At 66.8% G+C, this 20664-nt stretch carries 27 protein-coding genes; 13 read left to right on the top strand and 14 right to left on the bottom strand.

What is annotated here, in order from left to right:
* Nucleotides 1-13 precede the first annotated feature (13 nt).
* From TL10_RS11960 to TL10_RS11945, 4 genes are read left to right on the top strand one after another with little or no spacing between them, the layout of a single operon-like run.
* Entirely contained in the window at nt 14-1015 is a 1002-nt protein-coding gene (locus TL10_RS11960; protein WP_043985820.1) for a PHP domain-containing protein, read from the top strand.
* Nucleotides 1016-1025: 10 nt separating this feature from the next.
* The gene (locus TL10_RS11955) at nt 1026-1448 is read left to right on the top strand and encodes a hypothetical protein (RefSeq protein ID WP_043985819.1); all 423 of its coding nucleotides are present in this window, start codon (nt 1026-1028) and stop codon (nt 1446-1448) included.
* 16 nt (nt 1449-1464) lie between these two features.
* Entirely contained in the window at nt 1465-1788 is a 324-nt protein-coding gene (locus TL10_RS29580; protein ID WP_052506395.1) for a DUF4333 domain-containing protein, read from the top strand.
* Entirely contained in the window at nt 1785-2177 is a 393-nt protein-coding gene (locus tag TL10_RS11945; RefSeq protein ID WP_043985818.1) for a hypothetical protein, read from the top strand. Before TL10_RS29580 ends, TL10_RS11945 begins: the two co-directional genes overlap by 4 nt.
* 21 nt (nt 2178-2198) lie before the next feature.
* Here TL10_RS11945 and TL10_RS11940 read toward each other — a convergent pair whose 3' ends face one another.
* Genes TL10_RS11940 through TL10_RS11930 form a run of 3 tightly spaced genes read right to left on the bottom strand, consistent with a single transcriptional unit; the run spans nt 2199 to nt 4537 of the window.
* Entirely contained in the window at nt 2199-2630 is a 432-nt protein-coding gene (locus TL10_RS11940) for a pyridoxamine 5'-phosphate oxidase family protein (RefSeq protein WP_043985817.1), read from the bottom strand.
* 28 nt (nt 2631-2658) lie between these two features.
* A complete protein-coding gene (gene dinB, locus TL10_RS11935; RefSeq protein WP_043985816.1) occupies nt 2659-3870 on the bottom strand; it encodes a DNA polymerase IV in 1212 nt (403 codons plus the stop codon).
* Nucleotides 3871-3901: 31 nt separating this feature from the next.
* Nucleotides 3902-4537: a TetR/AcrR family transcriptional regulator gene (locus TL10_RS11930; RefSeq protein ID WP_043402443.1), complete on the bottom strand. Its 636-nt coding sequence runs from the start codon at nt 4535-4537 to the stop codon at nt 3902-3904.
* 78 nt (nt 4538-4615) lie between these two features.
* On the opposite strand from TL10_RS11930, the gene TL10_RS11925 reads away from it, so the two are divergent.
* Nucleotides 4616-6085: a flavin-containing monooxygenase gene (locus TL10_RS11925; RefSeq protein WP_043985815.1), complete on the top strand. Its 1470-nt coding sequence runs from the start codon at nt 4616-4618 to the stop codon at nt 6083-6085.
* Between the two features lie 67 nt (nt 6086-6152).
* Here TL10_RS11925 and rraA read toward each other — a convergent pair whose 3' ends face one another.
* Genes rraA through TL10_RS11910 form a run of 3 tightly spaced genes read right to left on the bottom strand, consistent with a single transcriptional unit; the run spans nt 6153 to nt 7798 of the window.
* A complete protein-coding gene (gene rraA / locus TL10_RS11920; protein ID WP_043402448.1) occupies nt 6153-6632 on the bottom strand; it encodes a ribonuclease E activity regulator RraA in 480 nt (159 codons plus the stop codon).
* Nucleotides 6633-6656: 24 nt separating this feature from the next.
* Nucleotides 6657-7121, bottom strand: coding sequence for a hypothetical protein (locus TL10_RS11915; RefSeq protein WP_043985814.1), 465 nt, complete (start codon nt 7119-7121; stop codon nt 6657-6659).
* Nucleotides 7122-7141: 20 nt separating this feature from the next.
* Nucleotides 7142-7798, bottom strand: a complete 657-nt coding sequence (locus TL10_RS11910) for a DUF6474 family protein (RefSeq protein ID WP_043402454.1) — start codon at nt 7796-7798, stop codon at nt 7142-7144.
* Nucleotides 7799-8105: 307 nt separating this feature from the next.
* Here TL10_RS11910 and TL10_RS30940 point away from each other — a divergent pair, with 307 nt between their 5' ends.
* The 3 genes from TL10_RS30940 (at nt 8106) to TL10_RS11890 (ending at nt 11262) form a co-directional block, all read left to right on the top strand.
* Nucleotides 8106-9548, top strand: coding sequence for a hypothetical protein (locus TL10_RS30940; protein WP_071286358.1), 1443 nt, complete (start codon nt 8106-8108; stop codon nt 9546-9548).
* 62 nt (nt 9549-9610) lie between these two features.
* Complete coding sequence (locus TL10_RS11895) at nt 9611-10102, top strand: ImmA/IrrE family metallo-endopeptidase (RefSeq protein ID WP_043402463.1); 492 nt, start codon at nt 9611-9613, stop codon at nt 10100-10102.
* Complete coding sequence (locus TL10_RS11890; RefSeq protein WP_043402466.1) at nt 10099-11262, top strand: hypothetical protein; 1164 nt, start codon at nt 10099-10101, stop codon at nt 11260-11262. The genes TL10_RS11895 and TL10_RS11890 overlap by 4 nt, the downstream gene beginning before the upstream one ends.
* Before the next feature lie 48 nt (nt 11263-11310).
* Here the strand turns inward: TL10_RS11890 and TL10_RS11885 are convergent, their stop codons facing one another.
* The 4 genes from TL10_RS11885 to TL10_RS30935 form a co-directional block, all read right to left on the bottom strand.
* Nucleotides 11311-11709: a helix-turn-helix domain-containing protein gene (locus tag TL10_RS11885; RefSeq protein ID WP_043402926.1), complete on the bottom strand. Its 399-nt coding sequence runs from the start codon at nt 11707-11709 to the stop codon at nt 11311-11313.
* Nucleotides 11710-12156: 447 nt separating this feature from the next.
* A complete protein-coding gene (locus TL10_RS11880; protein ID WP_043402469.1) occupies nt 12157-12690 on the bottom strand; it encodes a hypothetical protein in 534 nt (177 codons plus the stop codon).
* A 218-nt stretch (nt 12691-12908) separates the two neighbouring features.
* Nucleotides 12909-13532: a superoxide dismutase gene (locus TL10_RS11875; protein WP_043402473.1), complete on the bottom strand. Its 624-nt coding sequence runs from the start codon at nt 13530-13532 to the stop codon at nt 12909-12911.
* A gap of 144 nt (nt 13533-13676) precedes the next feature.
* Nucleotides 13677-13898 (bottom strand): hypothetical protein, encoded by a 222-nt coding sequence (locus tag TL10_RS30935; protein ID WP_131630721.1) that lies wholly within the window; start codon nt 13896-13898, stop codon nt 13677-13679.
* 329 nt (nt 13899-14227) lie between these two features.
* On the opposite strand from TL10_RS30935, the gene TL10_RS11870 reads away from it, so the two are divergent.
* The 3 genes from TL10_RS11870 to TL10_RS11860 are packed head-to-tail and all read left to right on the top strand — an operon-like array spanning nt 14228 to nt 16443.
* Nucleotides 14228-14569: a rhodanese-like domain-containing protein gene (locus tag TL10_RS11870; RefSeq protein ID WP_043985811.1), complete on the top strand. Its 342-nt coding sequence runs from the start codon at nt 14228-14230 to the stop codon at nt 14567-14569.
* Between the two features lie 58 nt (nt 14570-14627).
* The gene (locus TL10_RS11865; protein WP_318259851.1) at nt 14628-15593 is read left to right on the top strand and encodes a DUF4328 domain-containing protein; all 966 of its coding nucleotides are present in this window, start codon (nt 14628-14630) and stop codon (nt 15591-15593) included.
* 4 nt (nt 15594-15597) lie between these two features.
* The gene (locus TL10_RS11860) at nt 15598-16443 is read left to right on the top strand and encodes a glycerophosphodiester phosphodiesterase (RefSeq protein WP_043985810.1); all 846 of its coding nucleotides are present in this window, start codon (nt 15598-15600) and stop codon (nt 16441-16443) included.
* Here TL10_RS11860 and TL10_RS11855 read toward each other — a convergent pair.
* The 3 genes from TL10_RS11855 to TL10_RS11845 all read right to left on the bottom strand — a co-directional run bounded on the left by TL10_RS11855 (nt 16440) and on the right by TL10_RS11845 (nt 18768).
* The gene (locus TL10_RS11855; protein ID WP_043402482.1) at nt 16440-16988 is read right to left on the bottom strand and encodes a ferritin; all 549 of its coding nucleotides are present in this window, start codon (nt 16986-16988) and stop codon (nt 16440-16442) included. The two genes, TL10_RS11860 and TL10_RS11855, sit on opposite strands and share 4 nt — an antisense overlap.
* A 152-nt stretch (nt 16989-17140) precedes the next feature.
* Nucleotides 17141-17908, bottom strand: coding sequence for a CPBP family intramembrane glutamic endopeptidase (locus tag TL10_RS11850; protein WP_043402484.1), 768 nt, complete (start codon nt 17906-17908; stop codon nt 17141-17143).
* 59 nt (nt 17909-17967) lie between these two features.
* Entirely contained in the window at nt 17968-18768 is an 801-nt protein-coding gene (locus TL10_RS11845) for a DUF2470 domain-containing protein (RefSeq protein WP_043402487.1), read from the bottom strand.
* 121 nt (nt 18769-18889) lie between these two features.
* Between TL10_RS11845 and pheA the strand changes: the two genes are divergently transcribed.
* On the top strand, nt 18890-19795 hold the full coding sequence (gene pheA, locus TL10_RS11840) for a prephenate dehydratase (RefSeq protein ID WP_043402489.1): 906 nt from the start codon (nt 18890-18892) through the stop codon (nt 19793-19795).
* Entirely contained in the window at nt 19792-20466 is a 675-nt protein-coding gene (locus TL10_RS11835) for a histidine phosphatase family protein (RefSeq protein ID WP_043402491.1), read from the top strand. The genes pheA and TL10_RS11835 overlap by 4 nt, the downstream gene beginning before the upstream one ends.
* Here the strand turns inward: TL10_RS11835 and TL10_RS11830 are convergent, their stop codons facing one another.
* Entirely contained in the window at nt 20467-20664 is a 198-nt protein-coding gene (locus tag TL10_RS11830) for a hypothetical protein (protein WP_043985809.1), read from the bottom strand.

The following is a 20664-nucleotide window of genomic DNA, read 5'->3' as shown; positions in this document are numbered from 1 at the left end:
GCAGACTGGACCCATGGACCCGGTGGCCGCGCTGCGAGAGATCGCCTTCTACAAGGATCGTGCGCGTGAGGAATCCCGCCGCGTCATGGCATATCGCAAAGCCGCGGACGTGGTGGAGGCGCTGACTCCCGAGCAGCGCGAAAAGCTGGGCCGTACCAACGGCTGGCAGACGCTCGCGGGCGTCGGACCCAAGACCGCCGCGGTGCTCGCTCAGGCGTGGGCGGGCCGTGAGCCAGACGCACTCCTCCAACTTCGCACTGCGGCAGCCGATTTGGGTGGGGGAGTGCTGCGTACGGCACTGAAGGGGGACCTGCACCTGCACTCCAAATGGTCCGACGGATCTGCGCCGATCAGCGAAATGATGGCTACCGCAAAACGTTTGGGCCACGAATACTGCGCACTCACCGACCACTCGCCGCGGCTGACCGTCGCCAACGGCCTGAGCGCGGACCGGCTCCGTCAGCAGCTGGACGTCATCGACGAAATCCGTGACCGATTCGCACCGATGCGGATCCTCACCGGCATCGAGGTCGACATCCTCGACGACGGTTCGCTGGACCAGGAACCTGAGCTGTTGGAGCGGCTCGATGTGGTGGTGGCCAGCGTGCACTCGAAGCTGTCCATGGACGCCGCCGCGATGACCCGACGCATGGTCCGCGCGGTGTCCGGTGGCCGGGCGAACGTGCTGGGCCACTGCACCGGCCGTCTGGTCGAAGGATCGCGCGGCACCCGGCCCGAATCAAAGTTCGACGCGGTAGCGGTGTTCGCGGCATGTGCCGCCAATGATGTTGCGGTGGAGATCAATTCGCGTCCCGAACGGCGTGATCCGCCCACCCGGCTGCTGAACCTGGCATTGGACACCGGGTGTCTGTTCTCGATCGACACCGATGCCCATGCGCCCGGCCAGCTGGACTTCCTCGGCTACGGAGCGCAGCGCGCCCTGGATGCCGGTGTGCCACAGGAGCGGATCGTCAACACCTGGCCGGTCGAGCGCCTGCTCGCGTGGACCGCGTAGCGTCGGACCTATGGTTCTCGGTACCGCCACCGTCATCACGATCTTCGCGGCCGGCCTGATCTTCCTGCTGGCCCTGATCCTCGGCATCTGGAAGTACCGGCAGATGGCCGTCAACCCGGATCATCTGGCGCACCCCTACGTCGACATCGCGCACCGGGCGGCGCTGCTGTATTCGTTCTCCACGTTGCTGGTGGCGGTGTTCGTGCAGCTCAGTGCCTGGCCGATGTGGGTGAACCTCACGGCCGCAATGGTTTTGGTGTTCTTCTTCGTGGTCGCGATCGCCGCGTACATCCAGCACGGATTTCGGCAGGACACCACCAACCAGTTCGAGCACCCGAGCGGCGGTCTGCACGCGGGCATGGTGGCGCTGATCCTCGGTGAGGTCGGCGGGTTTCTGGTGCTGCTATCGGGTTTCGTGGTTGCACAACTCTGAGCCGAGGGAGCTCGACATGATCGGTCGATCGAAGACGCGGTGGGCCGCGGCACTCGCGGCGGCGGCGGGCATCCTGGCTTCGTGCTCCGTCCACGTCGGCAATCAGGCGACCACCATGCCGAAAGAGAAGCTGGAGGTTGCGGTCAAAGCCAAACTCAGCCTCAAAACCACATCGAACATCGACTCCGTGGTCTGCGATGGCGGTCTCGAGGCCACGGTAGGTGCGGCTCAGGCCTGCACCGTCGTCACCGGCGTGACGAGTCGGCGGGCAACGGTGAGGGTCGCCGACATCCGAGGGTCCGACATCGGCCTCAGCATCGAACTCATCCCGGGCAAGTGACACTCCAGGACTGCCTGCTGCAGCTGAACAGCCCGGCGCGCCCATGGTTGATCCGTGACGGCGCACCGGAGGGCGTCGACCTGGTGGCCGAATGGAAGTCCGACGACCCGGACTGGCGACAGGTGCTCGAGGATCTCGCGGTGGCGCTGACCTTCCAGATTCACCTACGGCTGGACGTCGAGGGCCGACTCCTGCACGCGGTGGATCACCTGGTCGAATGGCGACAAGACGCCGAGGGTCAGTGGATCGAGTGCCACGACACCGGCGACCTGCAGCTGTTCTGGTCAGGCAACTCGAACTGTATGCACCACTTGATCACCACCGACGACATCAAGATCCCGATCCAGCAGTGCGTCGCCGAAGCCGGGTGGGCGTACCGCGTGGGTTAGCGGCCCGTCGGCGTGAGCCGGTCAGACCTCGTCAGAGAAGTCGGCGGTGAGCCACCGGTCGGGACGGACGGTGAACAGGACAGTGGCAACGCCTGCCATCGAGCGGACGAACTCGCGCCCGGCGTCTTCACCCAGATAACGGACCGCGATTTCTTCACGCGCGTCCTCCGGTGCGGGGGTGGCGGTCTCGATGACCGAACCCTCGACGATCACGTACTGGTAGGGCGGCTCTTCCCGCTGGACCACGAGGGAGACCACGCCCGCCTGCTCGATCAGCTTCGCCTTGCGACTGCCGGCCCCAGTGTTGATCCGGATCAACCCGTCAGGGGTGTAGTCGTACCAAATGGGGACACTTGACGGCGGCCGGCCGTCTTCGGCGGCCACGGACAGCACCGCTACGTGCTTGTCGGCGAGGAACTGTTCGCGTTCTGCTTTGGTCAGGTTTCTCGGCATGACCCCGGCAACACTGCGTCGCCCCACGCTATTCCGGCAGCATCGGCATCTCCCAGCCCGGGTCTGCGCCGACCAGCACACCGCGGGTCAGGCACGCACTGCCGAACTTCTGACGCACCAGATCGACGGCGCAGTCCACCGCGGCGGTGTCGGGCTCACCGTCGAACGGCAGCTCGAGCTGTTCGGTGCCGCCGGTATCGACGTTCGACACCGAGAATCCCAGCAGGGTCAGCCCGCGCTCGGTGAGCAGCGGCCCGGCGGCGGCCACCAATCCACGTGCGGCCGTGAGGATTTCCTCGGTCGACGCCGTTGCGCGACGCATGGTGTGCGAGCGCGTGGCGCGACTGTAGTCGTCGAACCGCAGGCGCAGGACCACCGTGCGTCCGGTCCGACCGCTGCCGCGCATGCGGCGGGTGATGCGGTCGATCAGGTTGATCACCATGGCATCGATCTCGTTGTCGGACATCGTGTTTCCGCGCCGTCCCACCGCCCGCTGGGCGCCGACGGAACGGCGGCGGACGCCCGTCGTCACCCGCCTGCGGTCGATGTTGTGCGACAGCGCGAACAGCTGGCGTCCCATGGCCGCGCCGACCATGGCGCCCAGCGCCGACTCGGTCAGGGCCGCGACGTCGGCGACGGTTTCGACGCCGTGTTCCCGGAGTTTCTCCGCCGTCTTCGCCCCGACGCCCCACAGGTGCTGCACCGGCAGCGGATGCAGAAACGCGAGTTCACGATCCGGCGGCACCAGCAGCAGTCCGTCGGGCTTGGCTTCCCGGCTCGCGACCTTGGCCAGGAATTTGGTGCGCGCGATGCCGACGGTGATCGGCAGCCCGACGCGCTCGCGGACCGCGTCACGCAGCGCCGCCCCGATCTGGACCGGGGTGCCCGACACCCGGCCGAGGCCGCCGACGTCGAGGAAGGCCTCGTCGACCGACAGCGGCTCGACCAGCGGGGTGGTGTCGTGAAAGACCTCGAACACCGCCTTGCTGGCTGCCGAGTAGGCCGACATCCGGGGCGGCACGACGATGGCCTGCGGGCACAGGCTGCGGGCCTGATGTCCGCCCATCGCGGTGCGGACGCCGAACGCCTTGGCCTCATAGCTGGCGGCGAGCACCACGCCGGCGCCGACGATCACCGGTCGGCCACGCAGCACGGGATCATCCCGCTGCTCGACCGAGGCGTAGAACGAGTCGAGGTCGGCATGCAGGATCGCAGCTGCTTCGGCGTCCGACACGAACATATATTCGCACAGACGTTCGATATGCGGTAGGTCAGCTGCTGTAGATGCTGTTCAGCCAGATGTGGGTGAGGGTGTTCACGACGTCGTCGTGAGCGACGGCCCCGGGCTCGCCGGCCAGGGTGGCCATGATCATGCGCTCGTTCATCAGATTCAGCGAGGTGGCCAGGTCCCGGGCGGGCAGGGTCTCTGGCGCGGCGCCGCGCGTGCGCTCCGCGGTGATCAGGGCGGCGGTCAAGTTGATCCACTTCTGCATGAGGCCGGCCCAGACCTCGCGGAATTCTGGAACCGTTCTGACGGCTTCGACGCCGGCCCGGGCGGTGGCCGGGTGGGAGCCGAACGAGCTGAAAAAGATCTCGATGCCGTGCCGGATGGCTTCCCTGGGGTCGGCCGGCATGTCTTCGAGCGCGCCGTCGAAGCCGGTGTCGGCCCGCTTGATCAGCGGATCGAGCAGAGACAGCAGCACCGCTTCCTTGGACGAGAAGTAGAAGTAGAACGTCGGCCGCGAGATGCCGGCGCCTTTGGCCAGGTCGTCGACGGAAATCTCGGCGAAGGAGCGCTGCTGCAGCAGGGTGGTCGCGGTGGCCAGAATGGCCGCTTCGCGGTCGTCGCCCGAGGGTCGAGCCGCGCGTCTGCCCCGGGGCGTCCGGGTCTGTGCGGCGGTACTCATGCAGCTGAGCCTAACAGTTTGTCGAACTTCTCAACACACTGTTGACCGACTCAACACGGTGTTGATACCGTCGGTACCATGATCGAACACTTCGATGTTGTCATCGTCGGCGCCGGCATCTCCGGCATCAGCACCGCCTGGCACCTCCAGGACCGCTGCCCCACCAAGAGCTACGTGATCCTGGAACGTCGGGAGAACATCGGTGGCACCTGGGACCTGTTCAAGTACCCCGGCATCCGCTCGGACTCCGACATGTTCACCCTCGGCTTCCGGTTCAAGCCGTGGGAGTCGGCCAAGTCGATCGCAGACGGGCAGTCGATCTGGGACTACATCAACGAGGCGGCCGACGAGAACGGCATCCGGCAGCACATCCGCACCGGCCAGCGTGTGACCTCGGTGGACTGGTCGGACGCCGACAACCGCTGGACCATCGACATCGAGGTCGGCGGTGAAGCCAAGCAGATCACCGCGTCGTTCCTGTCGGTGTGCAGCGGCTACTACAACTACGACCAGGGCTACTCGCCCGAGTTCCCCGGCGCCGCCGACTTCAAGGGACAGATCGTCCACCCGCAGCACTGGCCCGAGGATCTGGACTACACCGGCAAGAACGTCGTCGTCATCGGATCCGGCGCCACGGCCGTGACGCTGATCCCGTCGCTGGTGAACGGCGGCGTGGGCCACGTGACCATGCTGCAGCGCTCACCCACCTACATCGGCGCGCTGCCGCTGGAGGACCCGGTGGCCAAGCAGACCAACAAGTTCCTGCCGAAGCACCTGGCGCACTTCGTGAACCGCTGGAAGCAGATCGGCTACAGCACCGGGCAGTACCAGCTCGCCCGCAAGTTCCCCGCCGTCTTCAAGAAGGCGCTGCGCCAGATGGCTGAGCGCCGGCTGCCCGAAGGCTTCGACTACGACAAGCACTTCAGCCCGCGCTACAACCCGTGGGACGAGCGAGTCTGCTTGGCGCCCAACGGCGATCTGTTCAAGGCCATCCGCTCGGGCAAGGCCGGCGTCGTCACCGACACCATCGAGACCTTCACCGAGAACGGCATCAAGCTTGCCTCCGGCGAGGAGCTGCAGGCCGACATCATCGTCACCGCAACGGGTTTGAACATGCAGCTGTTCGGTGGCGCGACCGCGCACCGCAACGGTGAGCTGATCGACCTGCCCGGCTGCATGACCTACAAGGGCCTCATGCTCTCGGGCGTGCCGAACATGGCGATCACCTTCGGGTACACCAACGCGTCCTGGACGCTCAAGGCCGACCTGGTGTCCGAGTTCATCTGCCGCGTACTGAACTACATGGACGCCAACGGTTTTGACCGCGTCGAGCCGCAGCACCCCGGTGGCAGCGTCGACGAACTGCCGTTCATGGACTTCACCCCCGGCTACTTCAAGCGCGCCATGGACAGCCTGCCCAAGTCAGGCTCGGAAGCGCCCTGGAAGCTGAAGCAGAACTACTTCTTCGACATGCGGACCATCCGGTACGGCAAGGTCGACGAGCAGTCCCTGCAGTTCACCAAACACCGTGTGGCCGTGAACGTTTAGTTCGCTGCCCAGCAGACGCAAACTGCCCCTTCTCGAACGAGAAGGGGCAGTTTGTGATTGTTCGTGATTACGGGGTAACGACGACGATGCCGTCCTCGTCGCAGTAAGCGATGTCGCCGGGGACGAAGGTGACGCCGCCGAAGGTGACCTCGACATCGCGGTCGCCCGCTCCGGTCTTGGTGCCCTTGCGGGGGTTGGTGCCCAGCGCCTTGATGCCGACGTCGATGGTGCGCAGCGTCGACGCGTCGCGCACCGGTCCGTTGACGATGACGCCCGACCAACCGTTGTCGTGGGCGAGGCCGGCGATGATGTCGCCGACGAGGGCGGTGTGCAGTGATCCGTCGCCGTCGACCACCAGGACGCCGCCGTCGCCCGGCGTCGACAGGATCGACTTGAGCAGGGCGTTGTCCTGGAAGCACTTCACCGTGGTGATCCGGCCGGCGAACATGGTCCGACCGCCGTAGTTCTGCAACTGCAGATCGCAGCTGCGGACATCGGGGTAGATCTCGTCGACGAGGTCAGCGGTGGCGCGGGGTTCGATGGTCACCCGCCGATTATCTCAGGGGCGCTGTCAGTCGGCGGCGCGGCGTCGGACCAGCAGCACGAGGAGCAGGGCCAGCACGGCCGCGGCGATCACCGCGGCCGCCGGCACCCCGGAACGCTGGGGAACGGGCGGAGCCAGCGTGAGGACGGGCAGTGGTGCGGGTTCCGCTTCGACGGGCGGGGGAGATTCGGGTTCCGCTTCGACGGGCGCCGGCGGTTCGGGGACCGGGAGTTGGGGAGCTGCGGGTTCGGGGGCCGGCGGTGCCGGTGGCGCGACCTTCGGCGGAGCCTTCTTCGCGGGGGCCTTCTTGGCCGGGGCGGTGGTCGCGGCCTTCTTGGCGGGTGTCTTCTTCGCCGGCACCTTTTTGGCGGGCACCTTCTTGGCAGCGGCCTTCTTCGCCGGCGCTTTCTTGGCGGGAGTCTTGTTGGCCGGCGTCTGATTCGCCGGAACGCTGGGCTGCGCCTCGTCGGGGGAACTCTGCTCGTCTGCCATGCGGGTGCTCCTCCGAGCGGTCAGGACACCCCGAGGCGGGCCAGGACGTCTGCGTCGATGCCGTTGAGCTGGTTGTCGATGGCGGCGTGCGCGGTCCGTCGCTGCGGGGCCGGCATGTTCTCCGCTGCCGTCACCGCGGCAGAGAGGTCGGCCAGCTTGCCCGTCAGCGTCGTCACGAACTGCTTGGTCTCGGCGTCCTTGGGCTTGTTCTCGGCCACCTGGCGCAGCGATCGCTCTGCGCCGGCGATCCGTGCGGACAGCGCGCCGCCGGTGCCGGAGAACTGTCCGATCTGGCTCAGCGGAACGCCCAGCTGGTCCGCACGGCGTTGGTCGATGACTCCGCGCGCGGAGATCGCCGCCCGGTAGGCCACCGGCACGACGACAGGCGCGAGGATTCGCGACACCATCAACAGCCGGCGAATCTTGGTCGGCGACAGCAGCTTGCCTTCGCGGACTGCTTGCAGCCGGGTTTCAGCAACTTTGAGTGCCACTTTGTCGCTGTCGCGCTGGGCCTTGACGCCGGCCCGGTCCCGCTTGGTTTGCCGGCGGCCGTCCGCCTTGATGCGCCGGGCCTCGTTCTTGGCAGACAGCCGCGCTTCGAGTTTTGCCTTCGCCTTGATCGCCTTTGCCTCGGCGCGGCGGGTTGCCCGGCTCTTGCGTCGCTTGAACAGGCCCATTCCGGCTGACCTCCCGGTCGTCTCGACACGTGTGCACGATCTTGCTGCGATGGTGACGCCACCTTATCGTCCGTGGGCTGGAATCGGGCACCGGGTCGCAGGTCGAATTGCGCCGCAATTCCAAGGTGGAATTTCCCACATTTCCGACTACTTTATCCAGCAAACAAAGTCGGGCAGTTGTGCGACAATTATTCAGAATTCAGCAGAGCGGGTTTTCGATGCGATGAAAGCGGAGGGGACGATGGCGCCACGCCAACGAATAGCTACAGCTGCCGCCCTGACGGCATCTGGGCTGTTGATCGCTGGCATGGGCGGTGCAAACGCATTCGCTGACTCTGCAGCTTCCGGTAGTGGCACGAGTGACCACAGTGGCGGAGCTACGCACCACGCCGACAAGCCCAGCGGCAGCTCAACCGCTGGTGGCGGGCACAAGGCCCCTGGGCGGCCGACCAAGCCGACGGACGGCCAGTCGCAGACGCCGTCGACCGGTAGTACCGGTTCGGGCGCGAAAACAGATAAGCGCGGCGCATCGGGCGGCGTTGCCAAGGGCGGTTCCGAAGCCGGTGCTCACGGCCCCGGCAATACCGGTGAATCGGGCAAGAATACGTCCGAAAGCAATCCTTCCAGCAAACAAAATAATGCCACTTCGCCGGGTCGATCCGAGGAATCTGGAACATCAAACCCGGCCGCTGGCGAACATCAGCCGTCGGCCGGCTCGTCGACGCAGCAGGCGGAAACCGGAACGACCACCGGCACCACCGCGCCCGCCACAACGGGTGGGACAAGCCAACCGGAACCGGCTGCCACGTCGGGCCCGGCGCCTGCCACCGCCATCCACCTCCCCGGCATCAGCCTCCCCGGTATCAAGCTCCCCAGCCTGCCGAGCCTGCCCGGACTTCCTGGCCTACCGGCCCTTCCACACCTGCCCGGTCTGCCCGCTCCGGGCGGCGTCAGCCCAGGCAGCGGTTCGGCAAGTCCCGCGTCACCGACGTCGCCCACCAAGACCCCCGCCAAACCGAAGCCGGCCGCGGCGACGACCACCATCAACCTGGGGGGTTTGACGTTCTCCCTGCCGTCCGCGGCGGTCCACACGTCGCCGACCGGCGCCGTGCAGGGCGTGGACCTGACGAAAATCCCGCTGGCGGCACTGATACCGCGGTTGCCGCGGTGGGATCAGCTCCCGCAGCTGCCCGACATGTCGAACATCCCGGTGCTGGCGCAGCTCGCCGCGATTCCGGTTTTCGTCCTCGCCCACATCGAGCCGGTCTATGACTTCGTCGCAGGGCTCACCAACGCGACGCTCGACGCCGCGACGTCGCTGCCGTTCATGCAGACGTCGATTTCGATGCTGAGCGAGCAAGTCGTGCCAGGCATGAATCTCGGGCGCCCGAACCGCATGCCCGTGCCGACGGGGAGCCTGCCGGTGGCGCCCGTAGTGGATACGCCGGCATTTCCCGCGCTGAAACTGGACAGCCCGGTCGTCGTCAGCGCACCGGCCGAAGTCCCGGCGGTGCGGTCACCGCAACCGACCACGTTCGGCACGAAGAACGAGATCGTCGCCGAACCCGCATTCCGCGCCGGATATCCTGACTACCTGCGCGCAGCCGGTCTCAGTGAGGTGGCGGCGGTGGCCGTCCCCGGCTTCACCGGCATCCTCATCCTGACGGGCGCCGGTGGGCTGGTCGGGTACCGGCAAGCGCGCGCTGGTCACGTGGTCCGCCGCAGCGGCACTGCGCGATTTATGACCTGACAGAACGGGTCTGCGGCACAATTGATGGCAACCGTGCCAATCGCAGTGAAAGGGGGTTCGGCATGCCCGCGAGCCGCCGTGTCACACGCGCAGTCAATTCGGTGCTGGATCTTGCCCCGCGACGTGGTGAGGTCTCACTCGCCCGTCTCGTCGACGCGGTCAGTGAGGACCGTGGCCGCCCGATCGAGGTGACCATGGCCGACCTGCCCGCCGGAGTCTGCGGACAGTGGCGCCAGTACAACGACCGCGATGTGTTCCTCTTGCAGAAGGGACTCCCGGCCGGTGACCGGACCCTCGCCCACGAACTCGGCCACCTCGTCCTCGGTCACGACGGCGTCTCCGTTGTCGAGGCTGCCCGGGACTCCATGGAGCTGGCGAGTTCCGATCTCATCGGTTACATGCTGAATCAGCGGACCGGTTGCATGGGGCCGGCCGGCGAGGAGGCCGAACAGGAAGCCGAGGACTTCGCCGCGCTGCTGATCCACCGGCTGGGTCGGCTGCCCTCTGACCGGTCCTCGATCGTCCAGATCCGTCTCGGCGAGGCGTTTGGTTGATCATCTGGGTAATCGCCGGCCTGCTCGGCCTGGCGACCGGCCTTCGTATCGGTTGGGCACTGGTCAACAAACAGTCGCTCGTCAGCGCAGCGATGATCGTCGCGCTCGGCAGCCTGGGCTTGGTCGCGGCGCTGAACTGGGAGCCGCTCACACTGCTGCTCGACACCATCCTGCACTGGCCGAACGTGTCCAGCATGCTCAGCCAGGTGGCGCTGATCGCCTGTGCCGCCGGCAGCTGCGTCATGATCACCTCGGCATCCTCGAGCCGTAAACCGCTGGCGATCCGGCGCATCGCCATCGCCCAGTACAGCGTCGCCGCAGCCATCGCGGTGCTCACGCTGGTGCTGTTCTTCCTGACCCCGCGGCAGCCCGAGATGGCGCCGGAGGAGTACCTGCGCCGGAATCTCGGTTCGGGCGGCAACTCGCTGTCGTGGCTGCTGCCGTTGCTGTACGTGCTGTTGGCGCTGACGCTGGTCGCCTGGGCCGGGGTGCGTAACTCCAACCGGACCCGGCGGGGCCGGGCCTTGTTCGTCTTCAGCATCGGCATCGTGCTGATCGTGCTGGCCAGTGCTTTCATTCTGCTGCGCGCCGTTGGCAGCACCCAGCTGGTCGGAGTCGGCGCGGCAGCGACGATTCTCGGCTGCGCCATGCTGGTGGTGGCCAGTGGCTCGCTGTTGCCCAGCGTCGAGGACTGGTTCGGGGCCCGGCGGGAACTGCGGACCATCGCTCCGCTGCTCGCCGAGCTGAGCCGCCGTCACCCGAACATCGGGATCGGCGTGCGCCCGCGCGGGCCACTGTTGTTCCGGGTTGCCGAGCAGATGTCGCTGATCTCGGACGCGCTGTACCTGGAGGCCACTGATGTGCTGGACGGTGGCGGAGCCGGCGGCAGTCAACGCGTCGAGGTCGCGCCCGATGTTCAGGCACGTCGGGTGGCCAGCTGGATCTACGACGGTCGTAGCGACCGGCCGAAGGGAGGGTCGCGGACGAAGTTCCCTGGGCCGAGCTGGCTGAGGCAGCCCGCGACGTATTCGGATCGGGAGTGGATTCTGGCGATTGCCGCGCAGTACCGCGAGCTGGAGCGGCAGGGTAGGGCCGAGGCGACCGGAGCGGCCGCCAAGGCGCAGGTAAGTCGGGTTAAAGCAGTACGACCAGCGGATTAACGGAATCCGCTGGTCGTAATGTGGTCTAGCCCGGTCGGGCTAACCGGATTAGCTGTCGAGGTTCTCTTGGCGACGCAGCTCGTCGACCTTGTCGGCGATGTCCTTCTTGGCTTCCGGGGACAGGCCGACGGTACGTGCGGCAATGCGGCGGATGCCCTCATCGCGCATGTTGGCGAGCCAGGTCAGCTCCCGGTCGAGCTTCTCGTAGTACTCGTCGTCGGTGAAGTAGGCCGGCTTGATCCTGAAGAAGTTGGCAAGCGCGGCCATGGTCGCGACGGACGGGTTGGTCCGGTTGCCCGAACGCAGCTGCGACAGGTACGGGGCGGACATGGTCACACCTTCGGCCTTGAGTGCAGCGATGACCTCGGCAGATGTGTGTGCACCGCGTCCTGGCGGGTAGACGGTGTCAAACAGCCGGTTCAGCCGAGCGGCGAACGTCATGCTCATCGGTTCTTCCTCCACTTAACGATATCTCTAGGCGTCAGTGTCACTATTTGCTGACTATCGTAGCGAGAGTTGCGCCGGGAGCCAAGTGCAAACCACGGAAAACTCGATCCAGCTACCAAATTTGTCGACCTAAAGGCCTCCGAACAGGGATTCTAAGCGCGGATCTCAGGGCCTGCCTGCAGTCGGAGGAGGCAAATTTTGACGCGTGTGCTATTTTGCCCGGACCTCGGCTACGCGTCGCACCGCAGTCTCTGTCGGGTGGTGGACGATTCAGCAATCCGGGGGCAGTGCGGTCGGAATCGTCCTCAGTGTTTGCCGTTAGCCTACCGGCCATTAACCATCACGGCAGGACGTGGCAACCGCCCGCGCAGATGGTCGAGTGCGCTGGGGAGCATGGCGCGGGCGCAGCAAGTATGCGTACTTCTTTGCTGTTAACCCACTGTTGGGTCAGGCGGCAAGCAGCATCGCGAGAATCGCGGTATCGGGGTGGCTGATGGGGTCCACGCCGACCCTGCTCACCATCGATGTGATGGTGCCGTCCGCTTCGGCTTCGACCCAGGCGGCCCGGTGGTCGAGTCCCAGGTAAGGAAGTCCGGGCAGGAGCAGGCAGCCGGAGGCGGCACCGCGGCACTCCGGGAGGGAAGGCGTCGTCTCGGCGGGCGGATGGAGCATCAGCAGTGCCGTCGGCTGGTGGCCGGCGAAGTATCCGGGTGGCACCGCGGCTTCGCCGACAACGGGGCCTTCGGCGAGAACCAGGCCGACCGTTCCCGGCTGTGGATGTTCTGGAAGTTCTTCGCGCGCCCCGAAGATGGTGGTGGTTGCCAGCAAGCCTGGCAGTGAGGCCACCCGCACGGCGACCATCAGTAGCTGGGCCCATTCCTTGGTGGAATCCGGCCACCGCCCGGAGACCACGAACCCCTTCAGTGCGCCGCCGGAATGGAACGGGGCAATTTCGACCGCTTGACCAGACCCGCTGTCCATGGCTGCCTCCGGGTGCTCAAACAACAATCCATCGATACGACAGTGGATCGCTGACTCCAGGGTGCGGCAGTGGCGGGTTAGCACGCAAGAGTGCCCGAGTGCCAGAAGTGTCACGTGAGCCGAAAGTGGATTTCGGCTCGCGCAGTTGAAGTTCCGGTGATAACGAGAACGGGGCGCCGCGCACAAGCGCGACGCCCCGTTGCCCTTCAAACGCGAGATCAGCCGAAGATCAGACCATTGGTCTTCGTGGTGGCAGCAGCGAAGCGCTCCTGCACGTCGGCCCAGTTGACCACGTTCCAGAAAGCCTTGACGTAGTCCGCCTTGACGTTCTTGTACTGCAGGTAGAAGGCGTGCTCCCACATGTCGACCTGCAGCAGCGGGATGATGCCGAGCGGCACGTTGGCCTGCTGGTCGTACAGCTGGAAGGTCAGCAGTCGGCCGCCGAGGCTGTCGTAGCCGAGCACAGCCCAGCCCGAGCCCTGCAGGCCGTTCGCGGCCGCGGTGAACTGCGCGCGGAACTTGTCGAACGAACCGAACTGATCGTCGATCGCCTGTGCGAGCTCGCCCGTCGGCTTGTCGCCGCCGTTGGGGGACAGGTTCTTCCACCAGATCGAGTGGTTGACGTGGCCGCCGAGGTGGAAGGCCAGGTTCTTCTCGTTCAGGAAGATCGCGGCGTGGTCGTCTCCGGCCCGCGCCTCCTCGAGCTTGGCCACCGCATCGTTGACGCCCTTGACGTAGGCCGCGTGGTGCTTGCTGTGGTGGATTTCGTTGATCTGACCGGAGATGTGCGGCTCCAGAGCGCCGTAGTCGTAGTCCAGTTCCGGCAAGGTGTACTCAGCCACAGGATTCCTTCCTTAGATGATCGCGTGCGGGATCAACGACCCTAGTCGGGGTTCGTCCACAGATCCGAGACCACATTGCTCCATCGCTGCGCGCACCGCAAGGACACCCCCGTGACAGGGGTGGGATCGACGCCCGTTGGGGCTTTAGACCAGAACGATCAGAACAAGCACCAGCAGCAGGACCAGCGCAATGATGCCGGCGCGGATGCAGGCGACCAGTTGGCTGTTGGTGCGGGATGGGAAAGCGGAATGCCACTCCGGCGATGCGCCCGAACCCGGACGCAACGGATGTGCCGCCATTGCATGCTCCCTGACCTGCCAGAACAATCCTGGGTTCCCGATTTCGAGCGGAGTGAGGATTGTCACAACCGGATGTTGTGACGCCGATCATAACCATTTGCCGGCGGGATGGGGAAATCGGGCGCCATCGGCGGCGGGTCGGGTCCGCGGCCCCAAAAGTACTTAGCTCGACAAGCTTTTTCGCTCAGTCCGCGTGTCGGCCTGTTGATCAATCGGGTCGAGCGGCCACTCGTTTATCCCCAGTCAATTACGGGTTTGGCGCGCTACCGCCGGTACGGGCGTCCGCGGGCGGGCCGGCGCCCTGTGGATGAACCTGTGGAAACTGTGGATAGTTCGGCGATTGCTGTCGTGGCGTGCCGTCGTCGCGCAAGTGCTGCCCATGCCAGCATGTACCCATGGACGATGTGCACGTGCCAGAGATTGACGTCGATCAGTTGCCCGCCGAGTTCGACTCGACCGCGGTCCTGCTCGACGTACGCGAAGACGACGAGTGGGCCCGTGGACATGCCTCCGGGGCGCAGCACATCCCGATGAGCGAGGTGCCTGCTCGATTGGGCGAGATCGACGGTGATGCCACGCTCTACGTCATCTGCCACGCCGGTGGCCGATCGCTGAAGGTCTCGCACTACCTGGCGCGCAACGGGTTCGAACCGACAAACGTCAGCGGCGGGATGCTGGCCTGGGCCGGGTCCGGCCGCGCCATCGTCACCGACGGCGGCGCTCCCGGCGCCGTCTGACGGCCCGTAGGCTGGTCCCGTGATCCAGGTCTGTTCCCGGTGCTCGACGCGTTGGAACGTGCGTGATCGCCAGCGCCAGTGGTGCCCGCGCTGCCGCGGTCCGCTGTTGGCGCCCGTCGCGCAGCTGCCGGCCGCCGGGCAGGCGAAGTCGGCGCGCGGATACCGCTGGATCGCGGTGCGGCCCGGCCCGGCGCCGAAGCCGCGCCGGCATCAACCGCCGTTGGGGCCGACGCCCCACTACGACCACATCCCGCGCTGGGGCCTGACTGACGAGTTCACCGAACAGGAACCTGGGCACGCCGTTGGGCCGGACGCATCGCATCGCGGACCGTCGACCGCGGTGGTGCAGACGGTCGCGGCCGTCACGATGATCGCGCTCGGGGCCGCGGCCCTGATGCACGTCGTGCGCTACATCCTGCTGCTGATCAACCGCACCGTGCTGCTCAATCCGTGGGTCGCGATCGCGGGCAGTTGGCTCGGCGTCGCGGCAAGCGTCGTCGCGTTGTTCACGGTGCTGGCGATGGCCATCGTCTTCACCAACTGGCTGATCGCCCGCCGCTCGGCGGCCTATCACCGGGCGGGCACTTCCGAGCCACGCCGCCGCTGGGTGCTGTGGGCGGGCTGCCTCGTCCCGGTGGTGAACATGTTCCTCGCGCCGGTGTTCGTCACCGAGATGGCGACGGCCGAGAACCGCATGAACACGTTGCGTCGCCCGATCGGCATCTGGTGGGCGATCTGGGCCGTCTCCGGTCTCGTTGTCGCGTGGTCCATCTGGGGCATGTTCGCGACCGATCCGCAGGGCATCGCCGACAGCACCGAGGTGACGATCATCGCGTACCTGATGGGCATGCTGGCGCTGGCGATGGTCCTGCGCGTCTATCACGCCTTCGAGCGGACGCAGGCCGACGCACCCGCACGGCGCTGGGTCGTCGCGGGCGCCGAGGAAAACGTTGGGAAAGCGGAGGCATCGGCCGCGGATTCGTCCGTTCCGGTTGAGGCCGCACCGGAGGAACCGGCAGCATAGGACCATGGCCTCGGACGGGCAGGACGGCACACTCGGTCACCCATTCGTGGTGGCACACCGTGGCGCGTCGGCCGAGCGGCCAGAGCACACGCTGGCGGCCTATCAGCTGGCCCTGAGTCAGGGCGCGGACGGCCTCGAATGCGATGTCCGTCTGACCCGCGACGGGCACCTGGTGTGTGTGCACGACCGCAAGGTTGATCGCACGTCCGATGGCACCGGGCTGGTGAGCGAGATGAGCCTGGCGCAGCTTCGCGAATTGGATTACGGCGCATGGCATTCGAGCCGGACCGACGGCGGTCAGAGTTCGGCCGGCCTGCTCACCCTCGACGAGCTGATCCGGCTGGCGCTGGACTGGGCCCGCCCGGTGAAGCTGTTCATCGAGACCAAGCATCCGGTGCGGTACGGCGCGCTGGTCGAGAGCAAGGTGCTTGCCCTGCTGCACCGGTACGGTATCGCCGCGCCGGCCTCCGCGGATCTCGCTCGCGCCGTGGTGATCTCGTTCTCGGCGGCCGCGGTATGGCGGATCCGCCGCGCCGCGCCGATGCTGCCGACGGTGTTACTCGGCGAGACGTCGCGGTACTTGGGTGGCAGCGCGGCGACGACCGTCGGCGCGACGGCGGTGGGGCCGTCGATCACGACGCTGCGCGAGCATCCCGAACTGGTCGACCACGCCGCCGCGCATGGGCGTGCGCTGTACTGCTGGACCGTCGACCACTACGAGGACGTGCGCTACTGCGCGGATCTCGGCGTCGGCTGGATCGCCACCAATCACCCGGGTCGAACCAAGGACTGGTTGCAGAACGGGCTGACCGGCGCGGGCCGGGACGCCGGCCAGGACGCCGAAGGCTAGAGATTGCCGCCGGCGGCTTCGGGAGCGGTCGGGTCGACGGCGCCGGCACCGGCGAGCTCGCGGGCGACGAAATCCTCGAGGTTGAACAGGTTGTCGCCGGCCCGGTCGGCGATCTTCACCAGCGTGGTGATGGTTGCGACCTCTTCGACCTGCTCCTTGAGGAACCACTGCATGAACTGCTCGCCGAGGTAGTCGCCCTCTTCGCGGGCCACGCTGGCCAGCCGGCTGATCTGCTCGGTGACAACGCGTTCCTGCGCCAGCGCGAGCTTGAGGGCGTCGGTCGGCGACGTGAAGGCGTTACGCACCGGGTCGACGCCGGGAATCTCGACCTCGATGTCGCGGTCGAGCAGATACTTCACCAGCATCATGGCGTGATTGCGCTCCTCGACGGCCTGCGCATAGAAGTGCTTGGCCAGCTGCGGGAGGTCTTCTCCATCGAAGTAAACAGCGACCGCAATGTATTGCTGAGAGGCGCCGAATTCGCTCCGGATCTGTTCCTGGAGGAGTTGGTGGAATTTCGTCTCGAGGCGCGTCACTTCGGTCATGGAATTCAAGATAATGCAGGTCAAAGGGCATTGTCATGCAAGGTAAACCTAATTCAGGAAAGGTTATCCTTACCCGGTGTGGCGGGCGCAATATATTCAAATTCGAATTGCTGAATGGGAATAAAGGTAAGCCTTGGCTGGCGCCGGCGGAATTAGGGTGAGTGCAGCCAGCCCAAATGGCGGGCGGCCAACGCGTAACCGACGAATGCGACCGTGTCGATCACGCCATGTCCGATGATCAGCGGCCACAACCGGCCGGTGCGCCGCCAGGTATACCCGAACACCAGCCCCATCACGATGTTCCCGAGTCCGGCACCGAACCCCTGGTACAGGTGATAGCAGCCGCGCAGCAGCGCCGACAGCGCCAGCGACTTGGTCGCGGAGACATCCAATTGGCGCAATCGGGTCAGCAGGAATCCGACGACGATGATCTCCTCGGCCCAGGCGTTGGCGAACGCCATGAGCAGCAGAACCGGAATGCGCCACCAGGTGTCGCCGAGCGTGCTCGGCACGACGTCGACGCCGATGCCCAGGGCCCGGCCGGCCACATACAGCCCGAGTCCGGGCAGGCCGATCAGCGCGGCGAGCCCCAGGCCGCCCAGCAGATCGGGGCGCCAGTGGAAGCGACCAAGCCCGATCGCCGCGGGCCGGAAGCCGGTGCGCCACAACAGATAAAGGGCCAGCGCGCCCCAGCTGACCAGAGTGAAGACCGGGCTGAGATTGAGCAGGAAGTCGATGAAGTCGATCGGGGAGCGACGGTGGTTGAGCGCCACCTTCTGCCCGGACAGCCCGAGGATGACGGCCTCGGCCAGGCTGACCACGGCCGTGTAGGCCGACAGCCCGAACGTCACCGCCAGCACCACGGCGACCTCGATGCGCAATGCGCGTCGTTCGGTGTGGTCCTGCTGCGGTCCGGTCATCGCAGCAACGGTAACCGCGCTTGGCTAATGCGCTTCGCGCAAGCGGCTCATCGGTGCGCTCAGAGCTTGCGCGCGCGCAGCCCGTTGAGGAATGGGCAGCCCATCAGTGTGCGGATGGCCTGGCTGAGGCCGGTGACGTCGTCGACGGGCTTGCTGAACGGCAGCCGAACGTCGTGGTCGCCGTCTTCGCGTTCGATGCGCAGCTGTACGCCGTAGCGGTCCAGGCCCAGCGGGCGCACGTGGCCGTGGCGCAGGGTGATCGGCAGCCGGCTGGCGAGCCGGTCGACCATGTCGCGGTGTGCGCTTTCCATGTGTTGCACCCAGTGCGATTCCATGGCGCAGAACGGATCGGGACGAGCGTCCAGGAGTGCGCCGACGGGCACGGATTCGGCGCCGGTGGCGTCGGCCACCACGACGGACTCGATCTCGAGACGGACCAACACGTACGGCGTGTCGGTTTCATCGTGGCCGGCGCCATTTACCTGGAGCAATGCGGGATGAGGGTTCTCGGAGGCGACCAGGTCGAGCATGGCCGGGACCCGTGCCGCGGGTACGTCGTAGAGGCGGCCGCGGAACCAGACCAGGGAGCGCACCCGTTCGCGCAGCGGCAGGGCGGCCAGGTCGGTCAGCTCCAGCATGGCGGCGACCCCGCCGGTCCCTGCGGCAGTGACGGTGGCGGCGAGCAGTCCGGCGGCGGGCACGGTCAGGACGACGGAGCCGTCGGCCAGCAGGTGGTGCACCGGTGTGGTCGTCGGGGTGACGCCGTCGGCGGCCAGCGTCGCGTCGGCGGCCCGGGTGCACGCGCTGCGGACACGTTCGGCCGTGGTCGGTGCTGCGATTGTCGTCGTGAGGTCGCGCATGTCCCGCCTTCGCTAGTAAGTGAGGTAAGCCTAAGTTAACTATCGGCGGGTGTTGGCGCAAGGCCTATCGAAAGGCCCGCGTCGCGGGCTCTGGCGGGCGGGCAGCCAGTAGGGTTGCGGCGTGGCACGCATCGCCTATCTCGGGCCGCAAGGCACTTTCACTGAAGCGGCCATGCTGCAGCTGGTCGCCGGCGACCCGGATTTCGAACCGATCGCCTGCGACAGTTCGAGCGCGGCAGTGGAAGCCGTTCGCATGGGGGCCGCGGATTACGCGTGCGTGCCGATCGAGAACTCCATCGAGGGTTCGGTGCTGCCGACCATGGACAGCCTGTCGTCCGGCAGCGGAGTGCAGATCTTCGCCGAGCACACGCTCGACGTCTCGTTCAGCATCGTCGTCCGTCCGGGTGTGGCCGCCGACGCGGTGTCGACCGTCGCGGCGTTCCCCGTGGCCGCGGCCCAGGTGCGCCGCTGGCTGGCTGAACGGCTGCCGCACGCCACCCTGGTGCCCGCTATCTCGAATGCCGGTGCAGCGCAGCAGGTTTCCGAAGGTCTGGTGGATGCCGGGGTGAGCACCGCGCTGGCCGCCGTGCGGTGGGGGCTGGATTCGCTGGCCGACGGCGTGGTCGACGAACCCAATGCCAGAACACGTTTCGTGCTGGTCGGCCGTCCCGGCCCGCCGCCGCCGCGCACCGGTGCCGACCGGACGTCCGTCGTGCTGCGGCTGCGCAATGAACCGGGTGCCCTGGTGTCTGCGATGACCGAGTTCTCGATCCGGGACATCGATCTGACCCGCATCGAATCTCGGCCCACCAGAACGGAATTGGGCACCTACATCTTCTTCCTGGACTGCGTCGGGCACATCGACGACATACCGGTCGCCGAGGCGCTGAAGGCGCTGCACCGGCGGGTGGCCGAGGTGCGGTACCTGGGGTCGTGGCCGACCGGGGTGGCCGCCGGTGCGGCGCCGCCGGTCACCGATGAGGCGACACAGTGGTTGGCGGGGTTGAGAGAGGGGAACCGCGGATGAGCGGGCGCTTGGTATTGGTGCGGCACGGGCAGTCGGAGGCGAACGTCGCCAAACGGTTGGACACCCGGCCGCCGGGGGCGCCGCTGACGCAACTCGGTCATCAGCAGGCCCGCGATTTCGGGATCGACTGGGCTCATCCCGTTGGGCTGGTGGTGCATTCGGTGGCGGAGCGGGCCGTGCAGACGGCCGCCGACATCGCCGACGGCCTGGGTCTGGACCCGGTCGAGGTCCACGGCATCCACGAGGTGCAGGTGGGCGACCTGGAAGACCGGAGTGACGCCGACGCCATCGCGCAGTTCGACGCCGTCTACGACGAGTGGCAGCGCGGTGTTCTCGATGTCGCCATGCCGGGCGGTGAGACCGGTCTCGAAGTGCTGGACCGGTATCTGCCGGTGCTGACGCATCTGCGGGTGCGGTACCTGGACGACCACGAGTGGGCGGGCGACATCCTGGTGGTGGGCCACGGTGCGGCCATCCGGCTGGTGGCCGCCCAAATGGCCGGTGTGGACGCCGATTTCGCGTCGGAGCATCATCTCGCCAATGCCGAGTGCGTGGTGCTGAGCCCGATCACCGACGGCCGGTGGAGCTGCGTGCAGTGGGGCTCGGTGCTGCCGCCGTTCTATCCGGGGCACGACCCCGAGGCGCCCGTCGCGGCCGACCCGATGGGCTGACTATCCCGCGGCGCGCAGGCCCACCGCGGGTTGTGCGCAGCCGCACGAGACCACGTCGCAATCGATGCGCAAAGTGTGCTCGGACTCCGGTAGCGCGCAGGTCTCGTCGGTGCATTCGGCCGGCAGACCGGCGTGCACGATGACCGTGCCGTGGCAGTGCGCCAGCCCGTCCACGCAGTTGCGGCAGGCGGTGCTCAT

It is taken from the genome of Mycolicibacterium llatzerense, from assembly GCF_000878195.1.
GTDB classification, from domain to species: domain Bacteria; phylum Actinomycetota; class Actinomycetes; order Mycobacteriales; family Mycobacteriaceae; genus Mycobacterium; species Mycobacterium llatzerense.
This window is presented reverse-complemented; position numbering and strand designations above follow the sequence as displayed.